The sequence below is a fragment of the Leptolyngbya sp. FACHB-711 genome (assembly GCF_014695615.1).
In the GTDB taxonomy this organism is placed as follows: Bacteria; Cyanobacteriota; Cyanobacteriia; order Elainellales; family Elainellaceae; genus Leptolyngbya_A.
On record NZ_JACJOR010000038.1, the window covers coordinates 1 to 13289 of the forward strand.

General features: G+C 51.2%; 13 protein-coding genes. 5 read left to right on the top strand and 8 right to left on the bottom strand.

Going from position 1 to position 13289, the window contains the following annotated elements:
* The coding region (locus H6F80_RS00625; RefSeq protein WP_190789688.1) for an ABC transporter permease at nucleotides 1-466 on the top strand (466 nt) is incomplete at its 5' end.
* Between the two features lie 99 nt (nucleotides 467-565).
* Here H6F80_RS00625 and H6F80_RS00630 read toward each other — a convergent pair.
* Nucleotides 566-1795, bottom strand: a complete 1230-nt coding sequence (locus H6F80_RS00630) for an esterase-like activity of phytase family protein (RefSeq protein ID WP_190789689.1) — start codon at nucleotides 1793-1795, stop codon at nucleotides 566-568.
* Between the two features lie 88 nt (nucleotides 1796-1883).
* Nucleotides 1884-3575 (bottom strand): GTPase HflX, encoded by a 1692-nt coding sequence (hflX, locus tag H6F80_RS00635; RefSeq protein WP_190789690.1) that lies wholly within the window; start codon nucleotides 3573-3575, stop codon nucleotides 1884-1886.
* Nucleotides 3576-3973: 398 nt separating this feature from the next.
* Between hflX and H6F80_RS00640 the strand changes: the two genes are divergently transcribed.
* Nucleotides 3974-4924 (top strand): NAD(P)-dependent alcohol dehydrogenase, encoded by a 951-nt coding sequence (locus H6F80_RS00640; RefSeq protein WP_190789691.1) that lies wholly within the window; start codon nucleotides 3974-3976, stop codon nucleotides 4922-4924.
* Here H6F80_RS00640 and H6F80_RS30180 read toward each other — a convergent pair.
* The 3 genes from H6F80_RS30180 to H6F80_RS00655 form a co-directional block, all read right to left on the bottom strand.
* Nucleotides 4908-6407, bottom strand: a complete 1500-nt coding sequence (locus tag H6F80_RS30180; RefSeq protein WP_277878997.1) for a response regulator — start codon at nucleotides 6405-6407, stop codon at nucleotides 4908-4910. The genes H6F80_RS00640 and H6F80_RS30180 overlap by 17 nt on opposite strands.
* 207 nt (nucleotides 6408-6614) lie before the next feature.
* On the bottom strand, nucleotides 6615-7316 hold the full coding sequence (locus H6F80_RS00650) for a DUF2459 domain-containing protein (RefSeq protein ID WP_190789692.1): 702 nt from the start codon (nucleotides 7314-7316) through the stop codon (nucleotides 6615-6617).
* A gap of 131 nt (nucleotides 7317-7447) precedes the next feature.
* On the bottom strand, nucleotides 7448-7669 hold the full coding sequence (locus H6F80_RS00655; RefSeq protein ID WP_190789693.1) for a hypothetical protein: 222 nt from the start codon (nucleotides 7667-7669) through the stop codon (nucleotides 7448-7450).
* Nucleotides 7670-8051: 382 nt separating this feature from the next.
* Between H6F80_RS00655 and H6F80_RS00660 the strand changes: the two genes are divergently transcribed.
* Nucleotides 8052-9179, top strand: a complete 1128-nt coding sequence (locus tag H6F80_RS00660; protein WP_190789694.1) for a DUF4394 domain-containing protein — start codon at nucleotides 8052-8054, stop codon at nucleotides 9177-9179.
* Between the two features lie 144 nt (nucleotides 9180-9323).
* Entirely contained in the window at nucleotides 9324-9497 is a 174-nt protein-coding gene (locus tag H6F80_RS00665) for a hypothetical protein (protein ID WP_190789695.1), read from the top strand.
* A gap of 10 nt (nucleotides 9498-9507) precedes the next feature.
* Here H6F80_RS00665 and H6F80_RS00670 read toward each other — a convergent pair whose 3' ends face one another.
* Together H6F80_RS00670 and H6F80_RS00675 are read right to left on the bottom strand one after the other, a co-directional pair.
* The gene (locus H6F80_RS00670) at nucleotides 9508-10395 is read right to left on the bottom strand and encodes a hypothetical protein (protein ID WP_190789696.1); all 888 of its coding nucleotides are present in this window, start codon (nucleotides 10393-10395) and stop codon (nucleotides 9508-9510) included.
* Between the two features lie 88 nt (nucleotides 10396-10483).
* The gene (locus H6F80_RS00675) at nucleotides 10484-10993 is read right to left on the bottom strand and encodes a hypothetical protein (protein WP_190789697.1); all 510 of its coding nucleotides are present in this window, start codon (nucleotides 10991-10993) and stop codon (nucleotides 10484-10486) included.
* Nucleotides 10994-11315: 322 nt separating this feature from the next.
* On the opposite strand from H6F80_RS00675, the gene H6F80_RS00680 reads away from it, so the two are divergent.
* The gene (locus H6F80_RS00680) at nucleotides 11316-11567 is read left to right on the top strand and encodes a hypothetical protein (RefSeq protein WP_190789698.1); all 252 of its coding nucleotides are present in this window, start codon (nucleotides 11316-11318) and stop codon (nucleotides 11565-11567) included.
* A gap of 6 nt (nucleotides 11568-11573) precedes the next feature.
* Here the strand turns inward: H6F80_RS00680 and glcD are convergent, their stop codons facing one another.
* Entirely contained in the window at nucleotides 11574-13058 is a 1485-nt protein-coding gene (gene glcD / locus H6F80_RS00685) for a glycolate oxidase subunit GlcD (RefSeq protein WP_190789699.1), read from the bottom strand.
* Nucleotides 13059-13289: the final 231 nt, after the last annotated feature.

Genomic DNA, 13289 nt, shown 5'->3' on the forward strand with positions numbered 1-13289 from the left:
TATTGCGATTGCCGTTGCCACGCTGGTCTTCCTCGTTTATGTCGGCATTCCCCTCAGCATTTGGACTATCACAGCGGCTCACGTTGTCTTCTGTCTGGCGTATATTGCAGTCGTCGTCTCCACTCGTCTATCCGGTCTCAATCCGTTTTTGGAAGAAGCCGCTCTCGATCTGGGCGCAACGCCGACTCAGGCATTTCTCAAAGTGCTGCTGCCCGAACTGATGCCCGCCGTGCTGTCGGGCTGTCTGCTGGCATTTGTGCTAAGCATGGACGACCTGTTAATTTCAAGCTTTACCGCAGGAGGCGGCGCAAACACCCTGCCAATGGAAATCTTTAGCCGCGTCAGGACTGGGGTTAAACCCGATATCAATGCCCTGAGCGTGATTCTGATTCTGGCGTCTGGTCTGCTGGCATTCGCTTCGGAATACATCCGGTTTAAGAGTACGCAGCGCAAACTGCAAGGTTAGCACCCGTGTCTGGAATCGCAGCCAGGCAAAGAGCAGCACATCAAGATCAAGTCCATAAAGATCAGCCTATCGGGAGCGTGCTTGATGCGATCGAGGGATTCATCGACTATTCTTTAACCGAAACAGTAAAAGCTGAGTCACCTGGAGCGAGTTAAAGTTATCGTCGCTGATAAGGATCAAGCTTTGGGAGCCATCTGGGAGCTGGGGTCCAATCGTCATTCCTTCCACATTGTCCAGGGGAATATTAAGCTCACTCAAGTCGAGCAGCAGCCGTTTTGCAATCGGCACGATTCCGGTGATATTGCCCTGAAGGTAAGGAATGCTGGAAGTATCAGTTGCGCCGCCGATCGCCAGCTCATAGAGCTTTGCCCCCACTCCCACTGATGCGCCAAACGATCGCTCCAGACTGAGAAAGTGCCCGCCCTGATCAAGGCTAATCAGTTCGACCAGTCCATTTTCAGTGGCTCCAGAGGGGGGTGGATCAATCAGGTAAAGGTGTTCTGCGAGCAAGAGGGGCAGCTCATCGCCGACCAGATAGTGCAGAAAGCGAAGCGGCTGTTGGGCGGGAGGATTTGTGCTGCTGTTATCTGCATCTGCAAGAGGAAGATCCTGGGTGATCGGGGCTTCGGTTGCGGTAAAGAGGCGATAGGGTTCAGTTGAGTTGGGAGCTGCACCGCCCGCATTAATTGTGAGGGCCTCGAAGCCGCGATTATTCTGCACACCCAGAAGCTGTCCCTCTTCCTCTGGGGGCAGAAACCGCTTGGGGACAGCAAGCCGACTGCGCCAGTTACCGCTTTCGAGCTCAAATTCATTAATAAAGGGCGGGATCTTTGCCGGGGTAACGCCTTCACTGGTGATAAAAAGCGTACGGCGAGGCGAGAGGGCAATGCCTTCCGAGTCGATCGTGCCTTCTGCATAGGGCTGATTGTCTTCGCCTTTGAGGGTTGTGACCTGCTCAATTTCTACCGATCGAATGCCAATTGCCCCGCTGGTTTCTGCATCTTCTGCCACTCCAGATATGCCAATGTCAAGCTTTAGCGTGTAAAACCGGGCAGGGGCACGCTCACTGCGATCGTCCGACACAGCATAAAACCGATCGCGCTGACGATCGTAGGCGATGCCCGACAAACCGCCGATCGGCGCATTCTCAAAATCTGCTTTTGGCAGGCGGTATTCTCCCAGAAAGTCCAGGCTCAGCGGTAAGAATAGCCGATCTTCTGCTTTGATTTGCGGCAAACTACAGCCTGTGAGCAAGACGATCGCACTGAGCAACAAAAAGGGCAGGCAGAACGACAGCAGGAAAGCAGGAAAGCGGGGAAGGCGAAACATAAGCGATGACCGCAAAACAGCACCGATCGCAACTTGCCACAAAATGCGGGAATGGGCAAGCAGGACGTTTGATCGGGCACCGTTGCCCTTAACCCACTTCCACTTCTCCAGGCTGCACCGAAATCCCCAGCAGCTTCAGGATCTCCTGCTTCAGGCGATCGAGTCCCAGCCGCTCGGTGGCAGAAATAAACACGGCGTCGGGATAGTCCTGCCTGACCTGCGTCAGCACTTCGGGGGGAACGTGATCGATTTTGTTGAATGCCAGCAGTGCGGTAGGCGGCGTTGCAGGCAAGTCATCCAGCACCGTTTCCACCGATTTGATATGGCTTGCCCAGGCAGGATGAGACAGATCCACCAGATGCACTAGCGCGTCGGCTTCGGTGACTTCTTCCAACGTGGCGCGAAAGGCATCCATCAGGGCAGGCGGTAGGTGATGAATAAAGCCGACCGTATCGGTAAGCAGAATTTCTTTTCTCGCTGCATTCATGTCATCAGCGATCGTCAGGCGGCGCGTGGTGGGGTCAAGCGTGGCAAAAAGCTGATCGGCGGCGTAGACCTCTGCCTGGGTCAGCACATTCAGCAGGGTAGATTTGCCTGCGTTGGTATAGCCCACCAGTCCCACAACCGGGATTTGCTGCTGCTGTCGCTGCTGCCGGAGGCGCGATCGGTGTGCCTGAAGCTGATTGACTTCCTGCTGCAAAAGCTGAATCCGTCGCTGGATTGTGCGTCGTTCGCTTTCGAGCTTGGTTTCTCCCGGTCCTCGTGTGCCGATACCTGCGCCCAGTCGCGATAAACCCCGTCCCTGTCCCCGCAGCCGCGGCAGCCGATATTCGAGCTGAGCCAGTTCCACCTGAAGTTTCCCTGCCTGGGATTGGGCACGCTGGGCAAAGATATCCAGAATAATTTCGGTGCGATCGACCACCCGCACCCCGATTTGCTCCTCCAGATTTCGCGCCTGGGAAGGAGAAATATCGCGATCGAACACCACCAGATTTGCGCCCTGCGTTTGCACCTGAAGCGCAATTTCCTCGACCTTGCCCTGACCAACGACCGTTTGCGGATGGGGAGTGCCGCGTCGCTGTTCAATCACGCCAATCACTTCACCACCTGCTGTATCCACCAATCGCCGCAGCTCGGTCATGCCCTCTTCAAACTGCTGTGCCGTCATGCCGTCAGTCATCAAACCCACCAGAAGCACGCGATCGTGATCCGAGGGAGCCTGAAACTGATCCAGCTCGAAACCGGATTCGCCCAGATCTTTTTCCCAGTCGTAAATCAGATCATCCAGTTCCAGATTGGTCAATTCATCGAGCGGCATTGGCTCTGAAACTGTCCAGGGCTGGTCAAAATCGGGAATCAAATGCACCAGATAAGTCTCTTGAATTTCAGCCGCTTTCTGCCGTTTTCCTTCGGGAATCACCAACACTGCCAGCGCATCCCATCGCTGCTTCAGCATCGCTACCAGACTGCCACGGTCGGGCGCATGAGACATCACCGAAACACAGCGAATGCCGCTCAGCCGATCGCCGCCTTGCCGGGGCAGTTCACTTTGGGGAAGTTGAGTTTGAAGCGGTGTGCCAATCCCAATCCGAATCACCTGCCCCCGCCGATTCAAATAGACACAAATCGGATGATGAATCGTGCTGCTGAGCTGCGCCAACTGCCGAGCAAACTCAATCGTGCAAACCCGATCGCCCAACTGACGCTGATCGTACAATGCCTCAATTTGCTTGAGCTGAGCCGATCGAATGCCCTGAAGATTTCCATAGACTGTTGGCATAGCAGCAGACCCAAGTAAACGCCAATAAACGATAGAAGCCAATTGATTTTATGGTGTAAATTATGGCTTGTTCTGCAATCGTTCTTAAGAGCGAGTTAAGAAGAATGAAAGAATGATTCTAATCGTCGATGTTGGTGGCAATCGTAGATTAAAGGCTGAACCCGAACTAGAAAGCTTCCTGAGTATTCTCTTCATCTATCCATAAACTTATTCAATTGCCGTTCACTCCAAAACGAATTCTGTCATCCAAAATCTATCTCTAGAGATTGCGATTACCCTTCAGAAAGACTGCAATTGACTGTAGGTGCAGATAGAGCGAGTCTATTGGCGATCGCATCCGATCGTTTTGGGTAGAACTTGTCCTGCTCAAGCGTTGTTATGTATCTGGAGTATGAGTGATGAAAGCAGCTGTGATCGATCGCTACGGTTCTCCTGACGTATTGCGCTATGCCGATGTTGATAAACCTGTGATTAAAGCTGATCAAATACTGGTTAGGGTTTATGCCAGCAGCGTGAATCCGATCGACTGGAAAATCAGAAAAGGATTGCTGCAGTTCCTGACGGGCTATCAGTTTCCGTTAATTTTGGGCTTTGATGTGGCGGGGGAAGTCGTGGAAGTGGGCAGTCAAGTGACTCGATTTCGCGTTGGAGACAGGATTTATGCGCGGCTCGATCAGTTGGCAGGTGGAGCTTATGCGGAATACGCAGCAGTAGCAGAGAGAGTGGCGGCGCACAAACCCGCGAATATGAGCGACGAAGAAGCGGCGGCTGTACCTTTAGCGGGACTGACTGCACTGCAAGCGTTACGAGATGAAGGGCATTTTGCGGCAGGACAGCGAGTGTTGATCAACGGTGCATCGGGCGGTGTGGGAACCTATGCGGTGCAGATTGCCAAAGTGTTAGGAGCCTCTTCGATTGTGGGGGTTTGCAGTGCCCGAAATGCTGATTTAGTGAAGAGTTTGGGATGCGATCGAGTCATTAACTATCAGCAGCAGGATTTTACTCAGGACGCGACGAAATACGATGTCGTGTTTGATGCGGTGGGGAATCGATCGTTTGATGACTGTAAGCGAGTTTTGCAGCCCAATGGCTATTACGTGACGACGCAGCCCTATCCGGCAAACTATGTGCAAAGCTTTTTCACGGCATTTTTGCCTGGACCCAAGTACAAAGTAATTTTGCTGAAATCGAATGCCGTTGATCTGGAATTTCTGAAGCAGCAGATTGAAGCGGGACACATTCGCTCGGTTATCGATCGCACCTATCCTCTGGCTGAAACGGTAGCGGCGCATCAGCAAGGCGAAACGGAACGCACGGTGGGAAAAGTGGTGATTACGATTGGGGAATGATCGACCAGGCATCGTTCCAGTCTTCGGGAACGCCTTCGGAGAGTAACCGTTCGATTCGATCGCAGTACAGTTTGGCAGTTTGATCGTCAGGATGAACGGCGAGTACCTGTTCAAAGCAAGCTCTGGCATCGATAAAGGCACGATCGCGGTAGTGTTGAATCCCCTGCTCGAACTGAGGCAGCGTTTGCAGTTTTAGCTCGCGAATTGCTTCCGTTTCGGCATCGAGCACTTCGTAGACGGCGATCGGTTCGGTGCGTCCTTTAACCAGCGTATTTGCCAGAAAGCGAAACTGGTAGGCTTCAGGCGTGCTGAGGTGCTCGATCGTTTGCCCGCTGATTAGTAGGGCACTGCCGTAAACCTTGGTTAGTCCTTCCAGTCGGGCGGTCAGATTCACGTTGTCCGAAAAAGCGTCGCCCTGAATTCGATTGCTTTCCCCCACCATGCCCAGCATCATCGGTCCCACATGAACGCCAATGCCAACCTGAATCGGCAGCTTGCCCCTTGCCTGCCGCTGCTCATTGTATTCCTGCACACGCCGATGTTTGGCAATTCCAGCAGCGATCGCATCATCTGCGCCGTCAGGAAAAACTGCCATCATGCCATCTCCCAAAAATTTCACAATAATGCCGTAGTGATTGCGAATTTCGGGACTGACTCGCTTTAAATAAGCGTTGATAAAGTCAAAGTTTTCGCGTGGACTCATACTTTCAGAAATGGTGGTGAACGCGCGAATATCGCTAAACATCACCGCCATAATCTTGCTGACAAAATCGCCAAGCTGCACATCGATCACGCTGTCTTTACGCAGAAATCGCAGATACTCCCCCGGGAAAAATCGCGCCAGAGAATCTTTTAGCCGCTCTAGCTCTGCTTCCCGCACTTTGACGGTTTTCACCATCTGAGTAAACACCCGCGCCAATTGCCCCAGCTCATCCTGGCGATCGGCGACTTCTGCCAAATGTCCTTCCTCAAAGATGTCTTGCTCAACGGCAAAGGCAGCATCGGTGATTTTGTTGACCTGCTGAATGTAGAGTGCCTGCTGCTCGTTTTCTTCCCGAAGCTGCGCCTCGGCTTCCTGTCGCTTTAGCAGGTTATTGTATGCCCTGGAGTGGTAGCGAATTCGGGCAAGCAGCTCAACACGATCGGGCAATTTCACCAGATAATCATTTGCGCCATACTCAAACGCCTGCGCCTTGATCACCGGATCTTCCTTGCTTGATAACACAATCAGTGGAATTTGATACGTTGGTGTATCGGACGATCGCAGCAATCGCACCAGCAGCAAACCATCCATTTGCGGCATCACCAGATCTTGCAGAATCACGGTCGGCTGAAAGGACTGTGCCACCTTGATCGCCTGAAGCGGATCAGCACAGTAGTGAAAGGTAATATCGGTTTCAGCCGCCAACATTTTCTGCACCGCTTCCGCGATAATTGCCTGGTCATCAATCAGCAGTACAGCGATCGGGTCATTCATCGGCATTACAGAGAAACTCAACTGCCTCAGACGGATAACAATCGAAGGCGAGGCAGCTCACAGCATGGGTTAGCGTCGTTGCACTGCCCGTGATGTTTTCTGCACTAAGAATAGGTTCTTACAAAGGATTTGAGAAGTACCAGAGGGTTTACATTGGAAACTTCAACGACTGAACGATGCTGGCATCTCGCGATTCTGCCGCGCCAAACCTAGTTAACAGGTCGGCTTAATCTGGCGCATAACTGCCTGCGAGAAGCCTGCCCACAGGGGTGTATTAATCTTCGCAGTGCGGAGTCCTTCTGCCGTCCAGTGATTGCTGTTATGCAGAAAAGAATACCGTCCTGTTGCCTCATAAAAAGCAGTACCCGCCTGCGGATCTGCGCGGATTTGAATTCGCCTTCCGGCGGAACGCTGAAACGATCGCTGAATATACTCAATTAATGCAAGATAATGCGATCGATCAACGCCACCACAGCGAATTTCGAAATGGCTCGGAAACCGATCGTGTCTTTGAACTCGAAGGGCGGCGGCGTTTGGCAATAAAAGCGATCGAGAACCCTTGAAGTAATAGTCGAGCGAATTATCAGGAGGTGGATTCAAGTACCAGTCGCGCTCACCCCAGCCAAACCCTAAATACTGCTCTTGCGTTAACGGCAGCGTCAAATCATTCTGCCAGTTATAAGCACCGTTGGAGACAGGGATAATGATATTGGTGTGAATGCCAAACCGCGCAGCGCAAACTTTATATTGACAGCTTGACTGGGAATTGATCTGAGAATTCACCGGAGAATTTTCCTGAGAATGATAATTCCACTGTTGGGTCCACTGCCTGGGAATCGTTGAGCCAGCCAGAAATAGCAAATAAACAAATAGAAAACCACCTGCGACGAGAGCCAAAAATTTTCTCAGGGTCATGAGGCAATGCAAAGCACTTCCCTATCTAGGGTAATCGGTTCAGTGCTTGAGGACTGCTCTAAATTTCCCTCGCTATTTTCCCAGGCACAGGAGGGGAGACCACACGGCTTATCACCCCATCACTTCACAGATCACGCTGACTTCTTTCTTTGCTTAGCATCCTTCTGCGCGGGATAAACCTCAATCGAACGAGGCGAATGGACAGAAGGCTGATAAAGGGTGAAATCAAGGCACTGCTCGGACTCTACACCCGACGGATGAACCGCACAGCGCAAATGAACATTGCAGGTATAGAACTGACAAACGCGACACTCCGGCAAAAAACGATCGGCTTCAGACATGGGTTCTTTCACAGCACAGTAGCCGTATTGTACCCAAACAACTACTCACTTTTTGCGATTTAGCTAGCAGAAAAACGGCGATCGTTCACCTATCTAAAGAGTGATCTGAAGTGATTTACGCCTGCAAAGAAGTTGTTTGAGAAGCATTGAAAGTGCTGTGTTACCCCCTAAGTTCCTCAAAACTAAGGGACTTTGAACCTGAGCAATAGTTTGGTTTCCTCATCATTGGGGGCAAGGAGGCAGTTTGGGTCATGATGATGACTTTTCAAACCTTTTCCCAGAGCAAAGCGCGGTTCTTTTCTAACCCAGGTGCATCCACTTGATTGTTCTGCGCGTACTGAGTTTGTCCAATCTAATTTGTCCAGTCTAATTAAATTGATCGGAGTATTGAATCATGGCTTCAAATAACAGCTTCAACCGGGCGCAAAATCTCGGCGTGTTGCAGGGACAGCAGGTAATTCGTGATTCAGCTAATCAGGGTGACAGAGTTGATTTTTTTAGCTTTCGGGTGACCACTCGCAGCAGCTTGCAGGGCGTTTTGCGTGGACTCAAAAGCGATGTAAACCTGGCACTGTTCAATCGCGATCGTCAGCGCATCGGCTTTTCGCAAAACACAGCTCAGCAGTCTCAACCCATCAACACGATTCTGGAGCGAGGTCGCTACTTCCTTAAAACCACGCTTCGCGACGGTGAAACGCGCTACCGTCTCAGATTGTCTACCAGTCCGCTTGCTGCGCCTGATCCGGCAACCGCGAAGTTCGTGGGCTTAACCACTGACAATAATCTGGCATTTTTTAATAACGACAACCTGTCAAACGTTAGAAGAGTCAGCGTTACCGGATTGCAAACAGGGGAAAACCTGCTGGGCATCGATTTTCGTCCGCTGAATGGTCAACTGTTTGGCTTGGGTAGTACCAGCCGCCTCTACCGCATTGATCCTGCCACTGGAGCCGCCACTGCCGTGAACGCCCAGCCTTTTGCAATTCCGCTGAGCGGCACGAATTTTGGTTTCGACTTTAATCCGTCGGTCGATCGCATTCGGGTAGTGAGCGATGCCGGACAAAATCTGCGCTTAGTGCCAGATACCGGAGCCGTTGTGGATAGCAATCTAAACCCCCTGGACGGCATTCAGCCCGATGGCAACTTGAACGGCGCGACGAACTCGATCGCAGCAACCGCCTACATCAACAGTTTCACAGGCGTAGCCCCGATCACGCCACCCGCCGCCACCACGCAATTCACCATCAACACCACCACCGATGAACTGTTCATTCAAAATCCGCCTAATGCCGGAACGCAAACTCGCGTCGGAGCACTAGGCGTTGACTTCAGCGGGAACGCGGGTTTTGATATTGTCAGCCAGCCTGCCAGCGCAACTGCCCCCGCAACCAACACTGCCTATGCACTTTCTAACGCATCGCTGTACGGCGTTAACCTGACGACGGGCACAGCAAATTTATTTGGTGATGTCCGCGATAATCAAACCGCGCTCAGCTTTAAAGGGCTTGCAGCTCGACCCTAAAAGACGTTGAGCAGGCTCAAGACTGCTACGAAGTCAGGGAGCAACCTAAAGCCAATCCCTGACTTCCTCAGGAAGACAAAGACTGTAAAAATTGGAACGGTTGAAATGCGACAACCCGAATGAGTATTCTTCAAGCTAGCCTAGATGCCTGCCATTGCAATTTCAGCAACGCTTGCAAATGATAAAAAAAAGGCAGGATTGCCCTACCTCAAACCAGATTTCAAAAATCAATTTTTGACAAATTTTAGGCTTCAATCAACATCAAGACCGGCTTTCCTCACAGGCAATGCCAAACCATTTCTCCTGCAAAGAGATTGACCTTACGATGCTAAATTTCAGCAACCGCCCGTTCAACCAGTCGCCGCGTCAGCGTTTGCACTCCGGTGTGTTCGTAGTATTTAACGGACATATCAAGAAATGCGCCAAGGTAGTCTAATTTGTCTTTAGATACATCCACAAATTGCGTCAAGTTGTCGATCACCTTATCAGGAGTCAAATTGCGGGATGCCACAAAGTTATCCATCCAGCCTTTTGTGGAAGAAAAGCTTTCGCGAATAAAGCCTAGTTTGCCGTCTGTATTGCCGCCCGGAATCTGTTCTGCAACGCCTTTGAACGTGTTATTTTTCTCTAGTTCCGAAGGGGTCATTCCTTGAATTGCGTTTAATGCCTTCAGCGAGAAATCGGCTCCCAAAGGCACGAGTCCATCAAAACAAACAAGCGCTGCCATTCGCATCAGCGATTCGCCGCCGTAGTCTTTTAAGGACGCTAAAAAATCGCCCAGACTATCACCCGGAATGCCGTTGATTTGACAGAAGGCTACCACTTCAACGACGAGTTTGACGCATAGATCGATCGTTTGCGCTCTTTCAGGTTTGGGCGTGAGATGCTTCAACACTCCCAGAAACGAGATATCCTGCCCAATTCGGTTTGCCAGAGCTGCCGCGCCCAGTGCGCCCGATGCCGAATCGACGGTTTGATAAAGCCAGAGTGCCCGCTGATAGCCCTGCGATTTGTCGTTAAACAGCGTCACCGCCCGATCGCCAATTTGCTGAATCAAGCTTTCGTCGGTTTCACCCGTTACTTTCCGAATCGTATTTTCAAACCCGACTAGATTATCCCACTGTCCTGGCACGAAGGTATCGAGCGATCGCAGTGCCATTACGGTAATGCCGCCTGTCGGGAGACGGTCAACCAGTTCATAAATTGATTTACTCACAGAGTCCTCCTGAGCAAAGGGTCAATTGGTTTGCAGCGAATGATGCAGCGACTCTTGAAGTCCTGAGTCTGAACTTACCTGCCCGAACTTAACTCAGCTTGGTTAAGCCGTTCAAATCAAACTTAGTCAGCCATTCTGCCCGATTCTCCTTTGTAAATGAAGGATCGCGAGACAGCACTTTCACCTGATAGCGATCGTTCACCAGAATTGCAGTTCCATTTTGTCCCTGTTCGACGGCGGGATAGCCTGCAATCTTCATCGTGCTGTTCCTAAATTTCTCTGCGGCAGGTGTTCCGGTGGTATCGCTGATTGCCAGCATTGCCACATTTTTTCCACCCTGGTTTACTTTGTATTCAGCAAACCCTTTTTTCTCCTGAGCAGGCACAATCTCATAGCCAGAAACCGACTTCGGAAAGAACTGGTTAAACGCTCCTCCCTGAGTGGCATCAGTAGCAACGGCAGACGGCGCGCCTTTTTGAGTTGTTTCAACTTGCGTCTGTTCAAAGCGGGATGGCGCTTGTGGACTGCAAGCAGTAACCAGCAACAAAACGCTAAGCAAGACTGGTGCAAGAATTTGTCGCCAACGAGCAAGAACCATATTGCACTCCTAAGGCAGCAATCAACGGTTACATTTTCTCCTGTCGGCTTTAAATTTGGCTCTCCCTAAGGATGACTTAACGTTTTTATTTCCTTTGCGATTTAATCAGCTCACCGTTTTACCTCTGACCGTTTACTGACTGTCTATAGATTTATGTGGATTGGTCAATCCCGTAAAGATTCTACAAAAAACTACCCGATCGCCTTCAAATGTCCGAATTCAAACCGGATTCTTTTGTAGGAGAAAACAAGCCACAGTTTTCGAGCTGCCCCGTTCGCAGATTGGGTTCTTATTGTTCTTTTCTTTCCTAATGCTTCCCCCTATGCAAGTCGCCCCCCACGAAACCACAGTTTCGATCGCTCCTCAAGATATCGAAACTTACCTGAAAACGTATATTTGCTCGGCACTAGAGCAAAGCTACTCAAAAGAATGCTCGCCCACCCAGGCAATGGAACTGCTCGATCGTGCCTGGAAATCTCAAAAGCTGCTCTGGCAACTGCGCCGCGAGGAAGCTTCTGGGCAATCAAACTCCAGCTCAGCGTTTCAGATCGATCCTCAGATCGTCTTGCATTGAAGTGGGTTAGAAGCGATCGACGTTCGGAAAATCTTCAGCGGTAAGCGATCGGGCTGCTTCTCCGCAGGTTCTCGGCGTCGGGAACAGCTTTTCCGGGTTTGCCAGTCCCTTCGGGTTAAAGGCCTGCCGCACCCACTGCATCGTTTCCAGGTCGGTTTCATTAAACATCGCAGACATATAGCACTTTTTGTCTGCGCCGATGCCATGCTCACCCGAAATGCTGCCGCCCACTTCAACACAAAGCTTCAGAATATCGCCCCCCAGTGCCTCCACTTCCTCAAGCTGTCCCGGAATGGCATTGTTGTACAAAATTAGCGGGTGCAGGTTGCCATCCCCAGCATGAAACACATTAGCGACGCGATAGCCGTGTTTCTGGCTGAGTACCTCGATTTCGTGCAGCACGTATTGCAGTTTGGTTCGCGGAATCACCCCATCCTGCACATAATAATCAGGACTAATCTTGCCCATTGCGGCAAAGGCAGCTTTGCGTCCTTTCCACAGGGTGAGACGTTCAGTGGGATCAGTGGCAGTGCGAATGCTTCTTGCCCCATTTTGCCGACAAATCGCTTCGACCCGCTGGCGGTTTGCTTCAACTTCCACTTCCAGCCCATCGACTTCGATCAGCAAAATTGCCGTCGCGTCTCGCGGGTAGCAGTTGGTCGCCACCACATCTTCCACAGCATTAATGCTGAAGTTGTCCATCATTTCCATGCCGCCCGGAATAATCCCGGCACTGATGATGTCTGAAACCGCCTGTCCTGCCGCCTCGACGCTGGTAAAATCTGCCAGCAGCACATGAATTGCCTCAGAGGTTTTGAGAATCCGCAGCGTAATTTCGGTGGCAATGCCCAGCGTGCCTTCTGAACCGACAAAAATTCCTGCCAAGTCGTATCCCGGCATTTCGGGAATCTTGCTGCCTACCTCAGCGATCGATCCATCTGGCAAAACAATCTTCAGCCCCAAAACGTGATTCGTCGTCACGCCATATTTGAGGCAATGCACTCCGCCCGAATTTTCCGCTACATTGCCACCGATGGAACAAACAATCTGGCTGGAAGGGTCAGGCGCATAGTAAAATCCCGCTCCGCTAACCGCCTGCGTCACCCAATTATTAATCACGCCCGGCTGCACGACTACCCGCTGATTTTCGAGATCGATTTCGAGGATCTGATTCATCAGGGCTGTGCCAATCAGCACACAGTTTTCGATCGGCAGCGCACCTCCCGATAGCCCGGTTCCGGCTCCCCGCGCGATAAATGGCACGTTGAATCGATCGCAGATTTTCACCACTTCTGCAACCTGTTCTGTTGTACGAGGCAACACCACCACTGCCGGACGCTGACGATAGCTTGTCAGCCCATCACACTCATACACCAAGAGTTCTTCTTTGCGCTGCACTACTGCATTTTTACCGACAACAGCTTCAAAGGCTTTGACGATCGGTTTCCAGTCGCGCTGGTCTACAGAAGATTGAGCTGTGAGGGTCACCATAGCGGCATCCGAGGAGGAACGGTTCTACCTGTGAGCATAACAGATTGCCCTCCCGGATTTTTTGCGATCGAGTCCTGACTTGACTCCTGATTATTTTGTAGAGCAATGCGAAGCAGTTTTCTCCTGCGACGATTAACAGCTTGTCCCGAAAAATGGCTACTACCCTTGTGTAGTTAGTAATACCTAAAGTACGGGCATAATCTTTTGCAACCATAACCTTTTGCAAAACAG